General features: G+C 60.9%; 15 protein-coding genes. 9 read left to right on the top strand and 6 right to left on the bottom strand.

The window, feature by feature from the left end; translation table 11 throughout:
* Nucleotides 1-186: 186 nt before the first annotated feature.
* Both pheA and Mal15_RS32385 read left to right on the top strand, forming a co-directional pair.
* Nucleotides 187-1,254, top strand: a complete 1,068-nt coding sequence (pheA, locus tag Mal15_RS32390) for a prephenate dehydratase (protein ID WP_147871511.1) — start codon at nt 187-189, stop codon at nt 1,252-1,254.
* A 575-nt stretch (nt 1,255-1,829) separates the two neighbouring features.
* Nucleotides 1,830-2,561: a hypothetical protein gene (locus Mal15_RS32385; protein ID WP_147871510.1), complete on the top strand. Its 732-nt coding sequence runs from the start codon at nt 1,830-1,832 to the stop codon at nt 2,559-2,561.
* 130 nt (nt 2,562-2,691) lie between these two features.
* Here the strand turns inward: Mal15_RS32385 and Mal15_RS32380 are convergent, their stop codons facing one another.
* From Mal15_RS32380 to Mal15_RS32370, 3 genes are all read right to left on the bottom strand, one after another.
* On the bottom strand, nt 2,692-3,765 hold the full coding sequence (locus Mal15_RS32380; RefSeq protein ID WP_233903164.1) for a DUF1573 domain-containing protein: 1,074 nt from the start codon (nt 3,763-3,765) through the stop codon (nt 2,692-2,694).
* A 67-nt stretch (nt 3,766-3,832) separates the two neighbouring features.
* Nucleotides 3,833-4,516 (bottom strand): Maf family protein, encoded by a 684-nt coding sequence (locus tag Mal15_RS32375; protein ID WP_147871509.1) that lies wholly within the window; start codon nt 4,514-4,516, stop codon nt 3,833-3,835.
* 142 nt (nt 4,517-4,658) lie between these two features.
* Nucleotides 4,659-5,456, bottom strand: coding sequence for a DUF3467 domain-containing protein (locus tag Mal15_RS32370; protein ID WP_233903163.1), 798 nt, complete (start codon nt 5,454-5,456; stop codon nt 4,659-4,661).
* A 158-nt stretch (nt 5,457-5,614) separates the two neighbouring features.
* Here Mal15_RS32370 and Mal15_RS32365 point away from each other — a divergent pair, with 158 nt between their 5' ends.
* From Mal15_RS32365 to Mal15_RS32355, 3 genes are read left to right on the top strand one after another with little or no spacing between them, the layout of a single operon-like run.
* Nucleotides 5,615-6,007, top strand: a complete 393-nt coding sequence (locus Mal15_RS32365; RefSeq protein WP_147871508.1) for a GntR family transcriptional regulator — start codon at nt 5,615-5,617, stop codon at nt 6,005-6,007.
* Nucleotides 6,004-6,957: an ABC transporter ATP-binding protein gene (locus Mal15_RS32360; protein WP_147871507.1), complete on the top strand. Its 954-nt coding sequence runs from the start codon at nt 6,004-6,006 to the stop codon at nt 6,955-6,957. Before Mal15_RS32365 ends, Mal15_RS32360 begins: the two co-directional genes overlap by 4 nt.
* The gene (locus tag Mal15_RS32355; RefSeq protein WP_147871506.1) at nt 6,950-8,656 is read left to right on the top strand and encodes a hypothetical protein; all 1,707 of its coding nucleotides are present in this window, start codon (nt 6,950-6,952) and stop codon (nt 8,654-8,656) included. The genes Mal15_RS32360 and Mal15_RS32355 overlap by 8 nt, the downstream gene beginning before the upstream one ends.
* Before the next feature lie 367 nt (nt 8,657-9,023).
* Here the strand turns inward: Mal15_RS32355 and Mal15_RS32350 are convergent, their stop codons facing one another.
* The gene (locus tag Mal15_RS32350; protein ID WP_147871505.1) at nt 9,024-9,581 is read right to left on the bottom strand and encodes a hypothetical protein; all 558 of its coding nucleotides are present in this window, start codon (nt 9,579-9,581) and stop codon (nt 9,024-9,026) included.
* 180 nt (nt 9,582-9,761) lie between these two features.
* On the opposite strand from Mal15_RS32350, the gene Mal15_RS32345 reads away from it, so the two are divergent.
* Together Mal15_RS32345 and Mal15_RS32340 are read left to right on the top strand one after the other, a co-directional pair.
* On the top strand, nt 9,762-10,253 hold the full coding sequence (locus tag Mal15_RS32345) for a GNAT family N-acetyltransferase (protein WP_147871504.1): 492 nt from the start codon (nt 9,762-9,764) through the stop codon (nt 10,251-10,253).
* 326 nt (nt 10,254-10,579) lie between these two features.
* Complete coding sequence (locus tag Mal15_RS32340; RefSeq protein ID WP_147871503.1) at nt 10,580-11,044, top strand: hypothetical protein; 465 nt, start codon at nt 10,580-10,582, stop codon at nt 11,042-11,044.
* A 237-nt stretch (nt 11,045-11,281) separates the two neighbouring features.
* On the opposite strand, the gene Mal15_RS32335 is transcribed toward Mal15_RS32340, so the two are convergent.
* Both Mal15_RS32335 and Mal15_RS32330 read right to left on the bottom strand, forming a co-directional pair.
* A complete protein-coding gene (locus tag Mal15_RS32335; protein ID WP_233903162.1) occupies nt 11,282-13,660 on the bottom strand; it encodes a WD40 repeat domain-containing serine/threonine protein kinase in 2,379 nt (792 codons plus the stop codon).
* Nucleotides 13,660-14,265: an RNA polymerase sigma factor gene (locus Mal15_RS32330; RefSeq protein ID WP_147871501.1), complete on the bottom strand. Its 606-nt coding sequence runs from the start codon at nt 14,263-14,265 to the stop codon at nt 13,660-13,662. The genes Mal15_RS32335 and Mal15_RS32330 overlap by 1 nt, the downstream gene beginning before the upstream one ends.
* A gap of 357 nt (nt 14,266-14,622) precedes the next feature.
* Here Mal15_RS32330 and Mal15_RS32325 point away from each other — a divergent pair, with 357 nt between their 5' ends.
* On the top strand, nt 14,623-16,815 hold the full coding sequence (locus Mal15_RS32325; protein ID WP_147871500.1) for an efflux RND transporter periplasmic adaptor subunit: 2,193 nt from the start codon (nt 14,623-14,625) through the stop codon (nt 16,813-16,815).
* A gap of 10 nt (nt 16,816-16,825) precedes the next feature.
* A complete protein-coding gene (locus tag Mal15_RS32320; protein ID WP_147871499.1) occupies nt 16,826-19,078 on the top strand; it encodes an HlyD family efflux transporter periplasmic adaptor subunit in 2,253 nt (750 codons plus the stop codon).
* Nucleotides 19,079-19,212 lie beyond the last annotated feature (134 nt).

The raw sequence follows: 19,212 nt of genomic DNA, 5'->3' as shown, positions 1-19,212 counted from the left end.
TGCCCCCATCGTTTTGCCCCCATCGTTTTGCCCCCATCGTTTTGCCCCCATCGTTTTGCCCCCATCATTCTGCCCCGAATCATTCTGCCATCCCTCCCCTCCATCCCACCGACTTGCCATGTCACGAAGAATCCTTGATAACCAGCCACCAAGCCATCTCGTTTAACATCGCCACCTGACTCCTTCATGCCTTCTTCGCCCCCCGAATCGCTCGAACAAATCGACCATCAACTGCTGCAGATGATTCAACATCGCCGCAGCCTGGTAAAAACCTTGGCCGATCAGCAATCGCTTCCTTCGGTGGGCGAATCAAATGCCCGACAGGACCAAACGCTTCAGTCCTTTTGCAGCGATTCAAAACAATCGATTGCCCCCAAAGAAATCGACGCGCTGCGGCAAACCCTGCGGCACATCGACAGCGTCTGTCGCCTCGGGGTCGGGCCGGGGGCGATCAGCTTTCTTGGCCCCCAGTACAGTTACAGCCACTTAGCCGCGATCAAGTATTTCGGGGACGCGGCGCCGTTTACTCCCGTGGCGACGATCCCGGCGGTCTTCGATGCCGTCCAGCGTGGGGACGCGGTCAGCGGCCTGGTGCCGATCGAAAACAGTACCGACGGGCGGGTCGTCGACACGTTGGGCATGTTCGCAAGGCTGCACATGCCGATCTGTGGTGAAGTCCTGTTGCCGATCCATCACAACCTGCTGGCCAGCGGAACACGCGAGCAAATCACCGAAATCCATAGCAAGCCCCAAGCGCTGTCCCAGTGCCGGGGCTGGCTGGCGGCCAATTTTCCGGCCGCCTCGTTGATCGAAGTCGGCAGCACGACCACGGCCGCCGAGTCCGCCGCCCGGAACGCCCATATCGCTGCGGTCGCCAGCCTGCCCGCCGGGCGTGCCTATGGCTTGGATGTGTTGAACCAGAACATCGAAGACAACAAAGACAACGTCACTCGATTCGCCGTGCTCGGTCGCGACGAACCCGCTCCCACCGGCAAAGACAAAACGTCGTTGCTGTTCCAAGTCGAACATCAGCCCGGCGCGCTGGCCGGCACGATGAAGATCTTCAGCGACGCACAGCTAAACCTCACCTGGATCGAATCGTTCCCGCTACCGGGATCGCGCAACGAGTACCTGTTCTTCGTCGAACTGACCGGCCATCGCGGTGAGGATCGTGTCGCCGATGCGATCGAGCAACTCGCCGCCATCACCCGGCGACTGGAGATCTTGGGGTCCTATCCCGTCGCCGTGCTCTGACCGGCGGAAATCCATTGCTCTTCGTAGCTACGCTCGATGCGAGCGTGGAAACGCAGACGGACCATCTGGGCTGCGCAAAATCGTTCGATTTGTTTCCGTTTTCGTTCGCAAGATTTTGTCGTTTTCGATTCCGCGAAACCCTGTTGGGATCAGCCGTTTGGCGCCAGCCTACGGGCTTCATGGACACGGGGGCTCCACCGACTCTGGTGCCCGAACGCTTGCGCGAATCGGCTGATGTCACTCGTGTTTCGTCGCCCGATGGCGGCTGTGAGTCGACCTTCCGTCGCGGAATGAATTCGCTTGAATTCTGAACCACCGCGGAATCTCGATTTTGCGCAGCGCACGCGCCACCTTCTGGCGAAGGAAGCGACGTTCGGACGTCAGGCTGTAGGCTATCGTCGATCAGCCATTCGCGACGCTTTACAAACATCGGCCTGGCGATTCCGCATCCGCCTCACACGCACTCCGCAACGTCAATTCGCAAGTTTCACGGCGAAAGTTTCCTATCTGACCTTTCTTCCACTCCTGCGAATCTCTAAGACTGGATCGTTACCCGGTCGACCAAGGAAGGTTTGATGAAGACTTTACGAAAATACCGCGGCGCATCCAGTGACGCAGATCGCGACGACGGCCCCCGCCAGCCCGGGGCCCTGTTTGACTACCCGGTCCGCTTGCTCGTCTACGCGATGGTCGCGTTCTTGGTCTGCAACCTCGTATTGCTGGCGGCGCGCGGTTATGGGCCGGAAGTGATCGCGCAGGAGAACGGCCCGGTCGAACTGTCCCAAGCCTTGATGGCCATGTTCGCCGCCGGTTGCCTGTTTCTGGCGGCGTCCAGAATGCAGTTCGGACGCCCGCTGCTAGTCGTCTGCGGCTGCCTGGTCGGCTACGCGGCCGCGCGAGAGTGCGACGCCTGGTTCGAAACCGTGTTCTTTGACGATGCGTACAAGTACCTGGCCGGAATCCCGCTGTTCGTCATCGGGGCCCTGGCGTTGTACCGTGGCCGAAAACAGGCCGTCGACCAATCGCTGGCACTCCTTCGTACGCCTGCGATGTCACTGTTTGTGTTTGCCGGACTGTATGTCTGCACCGTCTGCCAGGCGATCGATGTCCCCGACCTTTGGACGGCAATCGGGCCAAGCGACGCGGCGGAGATGACCAAAGCGGCGGTGGAAGAGTTTTCCGAACTGTTCGGCTATTTGCTGCTGTCGTTCTCCGGCGTCGAATCGCTGGCGATGGCGTTTGCGGCCAGCGAATCCGAGGGCGCCGAAGTCGAAGAAGCGGCCATCGCGATTCGCAAAGCGGCATAACAACGCAAATGTACGATGGCCCGTCCGGGCTGTCGACGGCAAGCCTCTCGGCGCGACGACCTGAAAAGGACGTCGTACCCTCAAAGCCACCGACCGCTGCCGAACGTACGATGGCCCTTCCGGGCCGTCACTAGCCGCGGACGACCCCGGTCACGATGCACTTGACCGATTTCCCGCCGTTCAGGTCGGTGTTGATCTGGATCTCTTGGCCCACGCGATCTTCGACAGCCCCGGCGTTGAATCGCAACGTCACGAAGTGCAGCTTTTTGCTGCCGCTGGGCGCGACGAACTCGAACCGTTCATCGGCACAGAGGATTTCTTTGATCGCGAAGGGCTCGTCGCCGCGGATCACCAACCGTTTTTCGACCGTCGCCCCCGGATCGGCCGTCCCGAAGCTGACCGCCGACGGCGAAACGCTTAACGAAGGCCGGATCCGGCCGTTGATCGACATCTCCGTCGTCGGGAAATCAGAATCATTGCTGATCAACGTCAATCGCTCATGGACGTCCCCTTCGGGCATCGTGCCCAGGATGTTCACCCGCATCCGGTAACGCACCATCCCCGGTGACTTCTGCGGCGCACTCAATTGGACTTCCAAATCATCGCAGAAACTGCGGACGTCCGTGATTTGCCAATCGCGGTTACCGGTGTGCGTGATCACGATGTCCTGGGTGGTGCCGCTACCCGAGGCGATTTCTCCGAAGGCGACTTCCGGCGGATCAAACGTGACATCGGTGCGGATAAATCCGCTGACCTTCAATTGCACTTCGGCGTAATACGGACGATCGATCACCACCGTCACGACCGCCGACTTCTGGCCGATGAACGTGCTGGTGTTAAAACGCGCCACCACCGAAGCCGTTTCGTGGGTCTTCAACGTGTCCTGGGTGACCGTCGGCGTCGTACACCCACAACTGGATCGCACCGCCGCGATGTGAACGTCTTCCTGATACAGGTTCGTGAAATCGAACCGATACTCACACTTGGTCCCGCGTCCGACCGTACGAAAATCGTGAGTGGTCGTTTTGAACATCTTCTCCGCCCAGTTTTCGCCGGAAGACGACGAGGCGGCGGAAGACTGTGCCGTCGCCGGTTCGCCATTGACAGCAAAACAAGCGAGCACACATGCCAAAACCAGCTGCAGGGGCACGCCCGGGGGCAGGAAAGTGCGTCGTGACAACAAGGTGGGAAAACTATCAGTCATCAATTCGGACCGTTCGGTAAGAGTCGATGTCGGCCATCGGCAAACCACCGTCAAACTTTACCAAATCTCACTGGTTTGAAGTAGGCGATTCCGATTGCGTCGCTTCTATGGTTTCGGCAACTGAATCGAAATTTTCCAGTAATTCTTTCAGCCGCTCCATTGGCAGTCCGACAACGTTGCTTGGACTGCCATCGCCAACGATCTCGATCCAATCATTTCCGTCCTGATAGCCGAACGCCCCCGCCTTGCCTTCCCACAGCAAGGTGTCCAGGTAGTCGCGGATCATGGAATCGGAAAGCGAATCCATCTGCAATTCGGTGCGGACGACTTCCACGACGCAGCGCGACGATTGCGACTCCCACAGACAAACGCCGGTGAACACGTCGTGCCGTCGACCGCTGAGCGTCCGCAACATCTCTGCCGCATGGGCTTCGTTGTGCGGCTTACCCAGGATCTGTCCGCCACAGGAGGCGACGGTGTCGGCGGCCAAGATCATCGCCCGGTCGTAACGCCGCACCACACTTTCCGCCTTTCGATACGCATACCGCGCCACCAATTCCGGAGCGGTTTCACGACTACACACGCCACACTCGGCATCGTCGCTGGCCGGATCGATCGTGAATTCATAACCCGCGGCGCGCAGCAGTTGGGCGCGCCGAGGCGAACCGCTGGCCAGCACCAGCGGCATCGCATCGGGAATGGTCGTTGCTTCGAGTCCGCGCATCAGCGGAAGGTCGTCTGAGATTGCCATGGTGTTGGTTGAATCGAGATTCTGGGGCGAGGCAATTCAATCGTAGCTGCTCTTGCCGGTAGCGGAACTCGCCAAGAGTTTCGGGCGTCGCCGGCGAATCGCCGAAAGTCTTGGCGACTTCCGCTACGTTTTGGATCGTGTACTAGCCGTCTGAATCCGTCGGCCCAGCAGGTGGCGGATCCGTCGGCGGTGCGGCGGGCGGCGGCGGGTCGGTCGGCGGCAATCCCTGCCGTCGCTGCTCCAGTTGGCGGACCGCCCCCTTGAGTGATTCCAGCAGCCGCGGCACCTGACCGGCAGCGACAAACACCCGTGCGCTGACCGCGGACTGTGGAAAGAAGCTGGTCAAGAAATCCAGCCCGAATTCAGTCGCACCGTGCCCGATCATCACCCCGTTGGCATAGGTCCCGCTGAGCACCTCGTCGGGCATTTTTAAATCATCGTAGATCTCTTGCGGACTCGGCCGGCGTGCGTCCGGGTTGGGCGGTTGAGGCTGCGGCGTGTGGGGATCCCCGAATCGGCCCCGATACAATTCCAAATTGGTCGTCAACGCCTCGATGAATTGCGGCATCACCTGATGGGGGATCACCACCCGCGCGGCGACCTTGTGCGGACGCCCGATCGTCTGCAGGAAATCGACGATGTATTCGCTCGGCCCGGTCATCACGATCGCACCGGTGCTGAAGGTGCCGCCGGCGACGTGGTCGGGAACCCGCGCCCGCAGCGGCGGATTCGGCTGAGGCTGTGCACCGGGCGGACCGGATTCGGGAGGACCAGATTCGGGCGGATCAGGCGTTTGGTCGTCGGAAGACATGCGTGAGTCGCTGGGGACCGGCACCAAGATCAGCCGTACCGGCGTCTCGCGGTCGGGGATCTTGGATTCAAACGGGACGAATCGCAGCGAGTCGGTATCGGCGCTGCTGGGGATCGCCACGTCCAGCATCGCGCTGGAAANGTTTTGCCCCTCACCGTCCTGCCTCCCATCATTCTGCCCCGAATCATTCTGCCATCCCGCCCCTGCCCCCACCAACCAAATCCCAGCCAACACTTGACACCGCCCGCCCCACATTGTATCACTGAATTAACACAAGGGCACAACTCATGCTGATCCAGATTCAATCCGGCCCCCAGCCGATCTACCAGCAGATCGTCGAACAGATTCGCTTCCGAATCCTCTCGGCGCAACTCAAACCCGGTGACGAGTTGCCGACGATCCGCGGGCTGGCCGAATCGCTGAAGGTCAATCCGAACACGATCGCCCGGGCCTATCGGGAACTCGAACACGAAGGCCTGGTGGAAAAACGCCGCACGACCGGGACCTTCGTCGCGGAGACCTCGGGAAGCCTCAGCCGCACCCAGCGCAAGCAAATCCTGACGCCCGAGATCGACAAGCTGCTGGTCCTGGCCAGCCATCTGGGAACCGACGCGGAAGAGCTCGACGAGTTGATCGCGTCACGTCACCACGCCCTCCAACGAAAGGTCCAACGCCAATGACTTTCGACGACGATTCTCCCGTCCGCGTTCGGTCACTCTCACGTGCCTTCAAAGGGACTGCCGCTCTGGTCGACGTCTCGTTGGACATCCCCCGCGGCTGTGTCTTCGGCCTCGTCGGGCTCAACGGAGCCGGCAAGACGACGCTGATCCGGCACTTGATCGGGTCGATGAAGGCGTTGCACGGCAGCGTCCAGGTCCTCGGCCAAGACCCGACGATTCGCCCCGAAAGGTTACTGGCGAAGATCGGTTACATGAGCGAAGAAGACTCGTTGCCGAAATGGATGCGGATCAGCGATCTGATCGGGTTTTGCCGAAGCGTCTACCCGACCTGGTCGGACGACTACTGCGGCGAGTTGTGCGAGATGTTCGACTTGTCACCGGACGCCAAACTCAAATCGTTGTCCAAAGGCGGACGCGCCCGCGCGGCGTTGTTGGCCGCGATCGCGCACCGGCCGGAGCTTTTGATTCTGGATGAACCCAGCAGCGGGCTGGATCCGATCGCGCGGGCCGACATCTTGGAAGCGATCATCCGCACGGTGGCTGACGAAGGCCGCACGGTCTTGTTCTCCAGCCACTTGCTCGACGAGATCGATCGGGTGTGCGACCACATCGCATTGATTCATGACGGTGTTCTCCTGGAATCGATTCCCGCGGCGAGCTTGCCCGAGCGCTACACCGAGTGTTTTTATCGCACCGACAGCTCCTCGGCTCGCCCGCCGGAGATCCCCGGTTCATTCGGTGCGATAGGCGATGCGTCCGAATGGTCGGTGTTGATCGACACCCGAAACGAGGCGTCTCCATCGACGACCACCTCGATCGAATCCGGCGCCGCGCGCTGGGAATTGGTGCGTCGACAACCGGCGACGGTTCACCGTTGGTTTGCCGGCCGTGTGCAACGCCAGCCGACAGCAGCGGCGTCGCCCCAAACGGAGGGCATGCAACATGTCTGAAATCACCGCGCTGACGCGATTGTTGATCGCCCGCTGTCGAACGGCGCTCATCATCGCGATCACCTACATGCTTTTGATCCACGTTGGAGCCATCGCCTACAGTTTTAGCGACGCCGGGGTCACGATCGCAGGCCAGCGTGCGGTCACTTCGATCGTCGTGATGTTCTCGCTGCCGCTGCTCGGGATCACGTTTGCCTTGTTCGACTTCAGCGAACAAGGCGACATCAGTGGCGGCGCGACGGGATACCTGCCCTGGTTGTTGCGGATGCCGGTCCGCAGTTGGAAACTCGCCGCCGTCCCGCTGGGTTTGAAAACATGCTGGACCTTGGCCGTGTGCGGCGCGATTGCGTTGACGGCCCGTTTTTTCGGAATGCCGCTGGAACGCTGGTTCATCCCCGCGATCGGGATCGCGACGCTGTTCGTTCTTGCCTGCCTGGTCACCTGGCAACCGTTTCGCTGGACCTACACACGCCTCTCGTTGATCGGCATACTGTTCGTCCCCGCCTACGCTTGGCTGATTCTCTCGGTCTCGTTTGCCTTTGCAGACAACCATTCACATCCGCCGGCCGATGCAACCATGGTCACCGCGGCATGGATCGTCGGCCTGTCGACCTACACGGCGCCGGCACTGCTCGCCGCCCGCGCCGTCCGTCTGGCCCGCTGCAACGTCGCCGGACGAATCAGTGAATCGCAGCGTTGGATGTCGTCTGCGTCGACCGCATCGCCGACCTTGGCCGCGAGTCATTCGATCACGTCAAGTCAGAAACGTCGTGCCACGATCTCGCCGATCGGCGCGCTGCTTCGATTTGAAGCGACGAAGCTGGCGGAGTTTGGGACCAGGATCATCGTCGCCAGCTGGTTGCTGATCGTGCTGTTCTTTTCGCTGTTTGATCAGACCGCGACGGACACCTTCGTCTTTCTGGTCGTCGTGTTTCTGTTTCCGGCGCTCTTCTTGAACGAATGGAAACTCTCGGGATTGCACGACCGATTCCTGCAACCGACGCTCGCGATCGCGCCGATCCCCACGACGACGATCGTGTGGACACAACAGCTGATCACGACGGCGATCTGGTTCGCATCGCTGCTGGGCGTGCCGGTCGTGATGCTGATCTGGCATGCCAGCGGCGCGAGCGTGCCGATGATCGACGACTGGCAGCGGGTGATCGGGTCGCAGTTCGACGCGCCCGACGCACTGGGTCGGCTGGGCATCGTCGCTGTCATCGTTGCGGCGCTGCTGGTCGTCCGCCAAACGACCTGGAACGTGGCGGCGACATCGACGGACGAAAAGCGTTTCGTGTACTGGATGATCGCGGCAAAATTTGCCGTCGCCTTCGCCGCGTTCAGCTGGTTCTTGTTCCAATTCTTGCGGTTCCCCGATTGGGAAGCCTGGACGCAGTGGATGTGGCAATCGATCGCCGAGTTACCGGCGATCTTGCCCTGGTTGGCAACGGCCAAAGCGATCCTGGTCATCGCCGCGACAGCGTTGCTGTACCGCTCCGGCTTGGCCAGACCACAAACCGTCACCGGACTGTTGGTCGGCTACCTCGCCTGCACGTTCGCGATCGCGGCAATCGTCTGGCACTTGTTGCCCGGCAACCGCGTCACCTTGTGGCACTGCATGGCCGCGATTGCCGTGTTGATGCCCTACAGCCGGATCGTGCTCGCGCCCCTTTGCCTGGCCTACAACCGCCACGCCTAAATCTTCCGACCTCTCCACTCAGGCAACTTGTCCTGGCGAGTCGGTAGGAATCAAAGGAGGGGTGGCAGAATGATTCGGGGCAGAATGATGTGGTGCGCGTCCGTAAAAGGTGTCGGACACGAATGGCACGGGCATCAGTCAAACGGAACGCAGCATTCGCTGGTGTCCCGGCTTTAGCCCAATACCGCTAAGTTAAGCCCAGCGCGGAGGCCCGGACGCTTGCGCGAACCGACTGATGTCAAACGAATATCAGCCGTTTGGCGCGAGCCTACGGGCCCTCCCCAAAGCAAACGACGCCTAATTTAGCGGTATTGGGCTTTAGCCGCCCACTGTCGCTGCTTCGCAGCGACCGGGAATCGCCTAAAGGCTAGACACCAACGATTGCCTCTTCGTCTTCGCTCTCTGGTGCACTGCAAAAATCTTCCGACTCCACCATCAGCGTCTCGATCTCGTCCAAAAGCTCAACACGCCGGCCGATCCAATCGGTTGGCAGATCAACATCCGATCGCCAAGCCGCCGCATCGAGTTCCTCCAACGCACAAAGTTTCCGCAACAGTCGCAGCGATGGACGGCAGTACTTCATCACGATGTCACGTTCCGAAAGATCCTCGCCGACGACAAGACAGCCCTGACTTCTCAACGCGGCACTGATCTGGGGTTCGCGCTGGATCCACCAAAGCGGTTGATCCGCCGCGACCTCGATTCGGTTGATCACCCGATCGGGACGACACGTGATCGTGATTCGACTGACGTCTCCGCGCAGTCGCTGAATCAACTGCAGACCCCTGAACCGCGACTTGTACACGCCGGGCAATTCGATGACCACGGCGTCGTCTTCGACCTGAGCATCAAGCCCCGTGTCGGAGAGGGCCTGGGAAACCGAGCGAGCATCCCAACGCATCTGCAGAGGAAGGTAAAAACGCATTGGCTTCAATCGCTTGACGGACGAACGAAAACACACCGACGATAAAGACGCCAGTTTAGTACGATGGCCGGTAGGCCGTCCTTTCCAGGTCGTCGTCGGAAGTCCAGCGGACGACGGCCCGGAAGGGACATCGTACTCCACAATGTCCTAACTCGGCCGGTCTTCTAATACAGTGCCATCATGCTTGACATCAAAATCATCCTAGCAGATCTCAGCAACGAAGGGCATCAAATCGCGATCCTTGCGATGATGGACGCGTATTCGGCCGATCCGATGGGCGATGCCCGACCGCTATCTGACTACGCCCGGCAGAATCTGATCCGCGGACTGCGTGAGCATCCGACGTCGTTGGTCTTCCTGGCCTTTCAAGCGGACCAGCCCTGCGGGATCGCCACGTGCTTTCGTGGGTTTTCTACCTTCGCCGCCAAGCCACTGATCAACATCAGCGATTTTTATGTCGTCCCATCGCATCGCAAGCGCGGGATCGGCCGGCGACTCCTGCGCGCGATCGACGACCATGCGGTTGCCAGCGGATGTTGTAAACTGACACTGGAGGTCCAGCAAAACAACGCCCGAGCCCGCGAAATCTACGGCCAGTTCGGCTTCACCCAAGCCGTCTACGCCGCCGATGCAGGTGGCGGCGGATCGCTGTACATGGTCAAACCGATCTGAAGCTGAAAAGGTACCGGGCACGTTGGCGTCTAGCCTTTAGGGACCGTCCAGCTAAGGGCGATGCTCTTCTTGGGGTACGATGGCCCTTCCGGGCCGTCCCCCGTGGGGCTCAGCGCGACGACCTAGAAAGGACGTCGTACACCCCTCCACCGACCACCTCGTACCCAATCGGCCAGATCATTTGGATTCGTCGCGTTTCGCCTCCGCCCTAAGCTGGACGGTCCCTTTAGGCGATTCCTGGTCGCTACTTCGCAGCGACAGCGGCTTTGGCATGGGTCACCTTTTTCACCGGGCACCTAGTTCACTTCCTGTCTTGGAGATCGATCATGAGATTCAACTTTCCCAAACGCTTGCTTCTCATTTCCAGCTGCCTTGTCGTCGCACTTCTCGCGGCAGCTCCGGCCGCCGAAGAATCCATTCGTGTTCGCAACGACACGCTGCTGGAACAGGTCGAACAAGATTGGAGGTACCCGGAAACGGGCTATTCCGGTCGCGGTCGGACTGGAAGCATCAGGACATTGGTCCAACACGCAGAGGCCTCCTATGACAAAGTGTGGCAACACTACGCCGATCGATGTGGATTCGACCAGCGATTCGATGAGGGCCTGTTCGTGCTCGGACGCGAAGTCGACGACACCGTCTATCTGGTTGATGATCGGCGATCCCGAACCGACGGCAAACGAACACAAACCTTCTTCGTCTGCAACGCCCCGAACCACTCCGTCACGGTGATCTTGGAACCGCAATCCGACGACGCGACTGGAATCTTGATGACGATCACCGTTCGCTAAAATCGGATGATCTGGCCGATCTCATGCGGATAAACTGGCGGCACAGACCGTCGACCGGCGCAGAATGGGGCTTCGCTTTCCACAGCGTTCCAAGGGGAATCCTTAGAACGAGACTGGAAAGAAAGCCCACGGATGGCAGTGCGAACCCACGGATGGGTTACGGCCAGGGATCCGTGGGTTCGCGCTGCTATCCGCGGGCTTTCAGAACGTTCCCACCAACATCCTGCGTCGCAACCGCTATTCCTTCAGCTCGCTCAAATCCCAGACGCGGATGGTTCCGTCGCGGCCGCTGGTGGCGATCTGGTGTGCGACCGGATCCAGCGACACATTGTGGACGGCCGATGCGTGACCGGACAGCGTGGTCACAAGCTCTCCGCTGGCCAACTCCCAGATCCGGCACATGCCATCTTGGCTGACCACAACCGCGTGCGTCCCATCCCCGCAAAACGCCACGCTCCAGTTGTCGCCGCTGCTGCCTTCCAGCTGACGTTCTTCCAACCCCGTCGCCGTATCCCAAATCCGAATCGTCTTGCCCCAGCCGACGGTCGCCACTTGGGTTCCCGTGGGTGCGAATTTGACGTTGTAGATCGGACCTTCGTGACCGAGCAGTGTCTGGCGGGTCTCCAGAGTTTCGGCATCCCAAATCCGCACGATCTTGTCGCTACCGACCGACGCGATTAGGCGTCCGTCGGCTGACCAATCGACACTGTAAATGGATCCCGGCTGGGTCACGCTGGCGAGCGGTCGCCCCGAGTCGATGTCCCAGGTATGGATCACACCATCGTGATCGCCGGCCACGATCCGTCGGCCGTCGGGGGAAAAGGCGATGTTGCGGACCGCACTGTGGGCGTCCCATTCCTGCAACAGCTCCAACGAATTGGAATCCCATAACTTGACCATCCCGTCGTTGCCGCTGGTGGCCACGATCGGTTTGGTCGGATGGTACTGAGTCATCCATACGATCCCGCGGTGGGCATCAAAGCTGCGCAACACCTTTTGACTGGCGACGTCCCACAGACGCACACTGCCGTCCTCGATCGCCGCGACCACTTTCTTGCCGCTCGGGTCAAAGTCCACCGCCCAGACCGTTCCCGGGTTGCCGGCCAAGACGGTCGATGGGAATGAGGGGCCGACGTCGGCTTGCACCACGCCATCGGGTTCACTGCGCGTCGCCAAAAACAGGATCGTCGCGCACAGGCTGGCCACACCGATCAGCCCGACCGCCCAGGTGGCGCGGAGCGTGTTGCGCGAGACCAGTCGATGCGAACCGCTGCGCCGCGCCTTTCCCGCCGTCTTGGCGACCGCGGGGACATGCAAGGGCGAAACGGCGCCGAAGCCGGAGATGATTTCGGCAAGCGTTTCGGCGACCAACGCCGCCGACTCGGGCCGACGCGCCGGGTTCTTGTCCATCAACGCCATCGTCAGTTCCGACAGCGGCAACGGGATCTTGGGGTTCAACTTGGCCGGCGACTTCGGCGTCTCGTCCATGATGCGTTTCATCACCCCGACGATCGACGGGGCTTCAAAGGCCGACACGCCGGTCAACATTTCGTACAGCACCGCGCCGAGCGAAAACAGATCGCTCTTTTCATCGGCGGTCGCTCCGGTCGCCTGCTCGGGTGACATGTACAAGGGCGTTCCGGTGACCATGCCGGTCTTGGTCAAACGCACGTCATCGGTCGCGCGGGCCAACCCGAAGTCCGTCAACTTGACTCGTTCGGTGCCCCGCTCGATCAGGATGTTCGCCGGTTTGATGTCACGGTGAACCATGTCGCGCTCGTGCGCGGCCGAGAGACCGGCAGCGATCTGCATCGCGATCCGCGCGGCCTCGTTCGGCGGCAGCGGCTTCTGTTCTTGCAGTCGTTTTTCCAGCGTCACGCCATCGATGTACTGCATCACTAAGAACGCGACTTCACCTTCGTCCTCGCGAGCGACCTGGTGCATCGCCACGACGTGTTCATGTGAGATCGCCGCCGCGGCACGGCCTTCACGGCAGAACCGCTGACGGGCCACATCGTTCTTGGCATACTCGGGGTTCAGCACTTTGATCGCCACGTTGCGCTGCAAGTGCGTGTCGAAAGCTTCCAACACGATCCCCATGCCGCCACGGCCGATCACCCGCGAGACTTCGAAATGATGCAGCCGCCCGATGTAGGCCGGGTCGTCCGACTTTTTCAAGAAGGGCAACGCGACGGGACTGGCCGCTTCGATCGTCGGCGTGTTGTCCGGATCCGACGCTTCGGAAGACTGGACGGCGGCAGCCTGCGACGGTGCCGCCAACGTCTCGTTCGTGTCGTTCGCATCGACGTTGGGCGTGTCCTGGGTTTGAAACTGCCCCGACACCGCCGCGACCGCTTTCCAGTACGCCGAATCGGTCGGCGGCAGCGAACCGACCGCTTGCCCGACCAAATCCTCGATCGGGACATCCTTGGGGACGCCCCCAGTGACACCCCCGGCGACGCCGGAACCGCCGGAGATCGCGACCGATTCCAAGGCGCTTTGGCAATCGGAACATCCGCCGATGTGCTCGGTCGCGCCGCTCGCCTCGGCGTCTGGCATTGAACCGCTGACCAACGCCTTCAACTGTGCCTTGGTCGGGCACGCAGAAACTGTCATCACGCTTCCTCTTCTTGTTCCAGTCGCTCGATTTCCGCTCGCAGACGCGCCGTCACACGACTTTTGGCGACGTAGATCGCGCCCGTACTCATCGACAACTCCTCGGCCGCCTCGGCCGCCGATCGGCCTTCAACGGCCGTGATCCGGAACGCCGACCAGGTTTTGGGATCCGAGTTTTCTTCTACGGTTTTCATCGCGATCGCGGCAAGTGAACGAAGGTGTTCCAATTCCCACTGCTCGCTGAGTTCGTTGCGACCGTCAGCAGCTTGGGACAACAATTCCAATTGAGCCGTGTCGTTTCCCGTCGGGCCGGCTTTCTTTCGCTTCTCAAAATAGGTGTACAAGCGGTTCCGCGTGATCGTGAACAACCAGGACCGGAATCCGCCTTTCTCCTTGTCATATTCCAACCGCCCGATCGCCGAACCGACGCGGCGAAAGACGTCTTGCACGATATCCGCCGCATCGGCGTCCTGCAGTCCCCGACTGCGCACGAACCGATACAACATCGGGCCATAGTCCCGCAAAAAATCGCTCCAGGCTTCGTGATCGTTGGCGTCGCGAAGCCGCAGCAGGAGCGTCGCTCGCGTCACAGGAGAATCGCTCACCCTGTCTGTCTCAGTATTGGAGTTCGGTCCACTCGGCCACCGGCAGCGACGGCGCAAAAAACCAAGCGTGCGATCGTGCAAACAGTATAGCGACCGGACCGAGACTGACAGTCGGCACGTTCCTCCGCTGATGACTACCCCGTGGGAATCGCCTCCTTACAGCAGCGGCGGTAAGTTCCGATTCTTTTGCGTTTCGAAGGCTCCCTCGCGATCCGAACATTCCGCCCCACCGCCCCCCCGATTAGGATTCAGGGCGGAACACGACGCGGGGATTCGCGTCTTTTGCGATCGGCCGATTAGTTTCACCTTCCGGATCCATTTTCCTCCAGCAACCCGCGATTGACGCAGCCACGCCCCGTGACGAGCTTTTCGAAACCATCCGACGGCGCCACGGCCCCCACCACCCCCTCTGGCGATCCGCCGCACCAGCCCCCAAGGTCTCAGGAAGATCGGGGCGCCGATTCGCCGGTTTCGGAAACCGTGCTCTCGATCGCGGCTCGCTCGACCAGCCCGACGGACTTTCTGCAGCAAATCGCCGCGTTGTGGACCGAGACGTTTTCGCTGGCGGCGATCGCGCTGACGCATCCCGACTGGCCCCGGCCGATGATGTTGGCCCGGGACGCCGACTTTGCCAAACGCCTTGACATCGACTTCATCGACCACCTGCTGGCGTCCAGCCGATCGGCCGCCACCGCCTGCGATTTGCCCCTGCGTCGCGCGGCCGCGGATTCGTTGGCTGAAGGAACATCGGCGACTGAAACCCCGCTTGCCCCGACGCGGTCTTCGGATTCGCCGGACGGAGCCCGCGGAATGCACATCCAGTTGTTGCCCCAAAGCGATCGCTGTGCGGCCTTGCTGATCTACTGCAACGATCGACTGCCCGACACTGCCACCCAAATACGCGACTTGAAGCGATTGGCCGATCACGCCCGCTGCTGCCGCGCCGCGCTGGAAGGATTCAGCAACGATCGTGCAAGCGACTCGATTCCGTCGACGATCAGTCTTTCCGACGGCACGCGTGCACTGCGTCACTTCCACCATGACTTGGACCTGACGGGCACGGCCTATCGGATTGCCAACGAAACGCGACGACTGCTTTCACTCGATCGGGTCACGGTTGTGGTGTCTCGCCGAAGCCGGTTGCGGGTAGAAGCGGTCAGCGGCGTCGCGGTCGTCGACCGACGAGCCAACGCGATCACGGCCGCAGCGACGTTGGCCGCGCGCGTCCTGCCCCTCGGTCGCCCGATCATGCTGCCTACGGCCGAACCACTGCCGCCACAAATCGCCGAACCGTTGGATCACTACCTGGAAGCAACCGATGTCGCTTCGGTTTCGATCGTGCCGCTTTACCGACCGTCACCCTCCGCCCCCGATCGCAAAGGGCGACGCAGTCAAGAGTCATCCGACGTGGCCGAACCGATGCCGTCCTCGTTTTTCGATGACGATCGTGGCAACGCCGAACCGATCGCCATGCTGCTGTTGGAATCATTTTCCGATGCCGACCGCGTACCGATCACCCCCGCAATCAAAGCCATCGCTGCCGAAGCCGCGATCGCACTGTCCAACGCCCGCGAACACCAACGAATCTTCGGCCTGCGCGTGTTAAAAACACTCGGCGATTGGTTCGGCGGAAACCGTCTTCCATACAGCACTCTCGGATTGCTTGCGACCGCCGCCTTGCTGCTGGCCGGAAGCATGATCCAAGTTGACCATAAGATCATCGCGACCGGGTATGTCGAACCGGCAGAACAACAAAACGTTTTCGCCCGCTCCGATGGCATCGTCAAACAGATCTTCGTCAGCGACGGGCAACCGGTCACCGCGGGTGACGTGTTGATGCGTCTGGAGAACGCGGACTTGGAAACCCAAGCCGAATCGTTGTCCGGTGAAATCCAAACGACACTGCAACGCCTGACATCGATCGGATCGATGTTGCTCGATCCCGCCACGGATAAAAACCTGTCACAGCGGATGGCGATCGAGCAGCGGCAACTGCAAAGCGAATTGAATCATCTTCAAGGCCAACAGGAACTGGTCGGGCGACAACTCGCCGAACTTGAAATCACCGCCCCGATCGATGGCGTTGTCGCGGCGTGGCAACTGAAACGCAAACTGTCCGGACGGCCCGTCGGCCGGGGCAATCAATTGCTCAGCATCGTTCGCACCGACGGCCCCTGGCAATTGCGTCTTGAAATCCCCGACCAGGACGCCGCCGAAATCACGCGGGCCCGCGCGGTCGAAGGCGAACTGGTGGTTGAATTCGCCGCCGCATCGCATCCCGAGTCGACCTTTTCGGCCACACTGGACTCCATCGCCGGTGTCGCCCGACGCAACGACCAAGGCCGCACCGTGATCGACGCCGAAGCAAGCGTTGATCCCCAAAGCCGAAGCGTTCACGCAAGCGACAACCCAGTCTTTGCGTCGGCCGGTGCCCACAACGGTGTCGACGCGACCGCGAAAATCCACTGCGGACGACGCTCGCTGCTGGCGAGCTGGTTCGGGGACGTCGCCGATTTTGTCAATCGCAACCTGCTGTTCTACGTGCGATGACACCACGCCGATGACGCTTCGCCCCCGCCGCCACCATCACGCCGCGAACACGCCGACCGGACTTCGCAAACGACCGGACCTGGTCGTCGTCCAAACCTTTCACAAACACGATTCGGCGGTGGTCGTCAAAGACCCCGTCGCGATGAAGTATCACCGTCTGCGCGACGACGAATGGTTCGTGCTGGAACGACTCTCGCCCGGTGTTTTGCTGGAAACACTGCGGCGGCAATACGAGGCGCGTTTCCCTCCGACAAAACTGTCACTGTCCCAACTCAACGAACTGCTGTTCCTCTTTCACCGACTCGGATTGGCCGTCTCCGACAGGGCAGGGCAGGGCGATCGACTGTTGGAAAAACGGGATGCGGATCGACGCCGACGGATCCAAGAGCCGCTGGCAAACCTGCTGTTCCTGCGGTTTCCGGGCGTCGACCCCGAACCGCTGTTGCGGTGGCTGAGTCCGTTTGCGCGTCCACTGTTGAGTGTTGTCGGATTGACGGTGATGGCTTTGATTGCGGCCGCGGCGATCCTAACGCTGGCGTCTCAGTGGCCACGGTTCGTCGCGGAGTTCCCGGCGATGGACCAGTGGCTACACGTGCGCGCGGTGTTCACCTTGGCCGCCGTCATCAGCGTTACCAAGGTGCTGCACGAACTCGGACACGCCGTTGTCTGTAAACATTTCGGCGGCGAGTGTCATCAGATGGGTCCGATGTTGTTGGTGTTCACTCCCGCGTTGTACTGCGACACCTCCGACTCGTGGATGCTGCCCAATCGATTCGCGCGTGCGGCGGTCGGACTGGCCGGCATCGGGACAGAGATCATGCTCGCATCGATCGCCACGCTAATCTGGGCGTCGACGGGGCCGTCACTGATCCATCATGTGGCCATGAACGTGATGCTCGTTTGCAGCGTCAGCACGGTGCTGTTCAACGCCAATCCGCTGCTGCGTTTCGATGGCTACTACGTGTTGTCGGACCTGTGCGATGTGCCCAACCTGGGACATCAATCCCGCCAGCAGCTGTCTCGCCTGACGGCGCGTCTATTTCTCGGCATCACCTCGACGGATCACACACCGACCAGTGGCCGCGAGCGGTTTTGGTTGGTCGTCTACGCGGTGATGGCCGCCGCCTATCGTTGGATGCTCACGTTGCTGATCCTCTGGTTGCTGCTAACGATGTTGCGTCCTTACCGGCTGGAATCGGTCAGCCAGGTGCTGTGCCTGTTGGCAATCGGCGGCCTGTTTTACTCTGCCCTTCGTGCCCCAATTTCCTTCTTGAGTCATCCCGGACAAAGGAGACGGATCGACATGAATCACGTGATCAAATCGGGGGCGGTCCTGGCCATCCTGTTGGTCATCGCAAGCATCCCGCTGCCGTCCGGTGAATCGGCGACCGGTCGCATCGTGCCCCATGACGAAACTCCGATCTACATTGGCACTGCCGGGCATCTGGATCATCTGCTGGCCACCGCTGGCAGTCGCGTTGAACAAGGCGATCTGGTGGCTACGCTGGAAAACCCCGAGATTGTTCGCCAATACTCCCGAGCCGAATCGCGGGTGGCGTCACAGCGAGCGTTGGTCGACGCACTGAAATCCAGCCGCTTGGTTATCTCCGACGCGGCGAATGAATTGCCCGTCGCCGAAGCCACGCTCGTCGAATTGGAACGGCAATTGGAAACACGCCGCGGGCGGCTCGAAGCGTTGAAGATTCACGCGTCCACCAGCGGGCGATTGATCGCGCCCCCCAAGCGTCCGCCGTCGCAGCAACTGGCGACCACGTCGCGGGCCGCCAACGAAGACGCCGACGTAACGCTTGCGGGCTGGAGCGGTGATCCGACGGAGCCGCGAAACCGCGGTTGCTTTCTCGAATCCGGCAGCGAACTATTCACCCTGATCGGTGACGACCGCTGGGACGTCGAACTGATCGTTTCAGCCACGCAGGTTCAACGAATCAATGTTTCCAACGACGTCAAATTGGTCCTGGAATCCGATCCCGCACATCCGCTGATCGGCTCTGTCGCCGAGATCTCCTCGAAACAATGGACCGTCGACGACAACCGGCAACGACACGACGACCAGCGGGCGGTGCAGCACGAAACGCCGCTGGAAACCTCCTACGTCGTCCGCGTGGAACTCGCCCCATCAGACTCGGCCGCCAAAGACGCCTTGCTACCCGGAGCCGACGTGTCGGCCAGGATCACCGCCGAACCGATCTCCCTGCTCGGCCGCACCACCCGATTCCTCAACCGACTACTCCGCTTCCGCTAACGCAACCGTGTCGAACCATTGTCTCAATTGTTCACCCAAACCAGTGTAGAACAATTGTCTCAATTGTTCCCCCTCAGCCGCCCCGGCTGACCCGCGCTCCAATGCGATTCGCCGCGCTCTCACACCAGAACAGC

The sequence above is a fragment of the Stieleria maiorica genome (assembly GCF_008035925.1).
In the GTDB taxonomy this organism is placed as follows: Bacteria; Planctomycetota; Planctomycetia; order Pirellulales; family Pirellulaceae; genus Stieleria; species Stieleria maiorica.
This window is presented reverse-complemented; position numbering and strand designations above follow the sequence as displayed.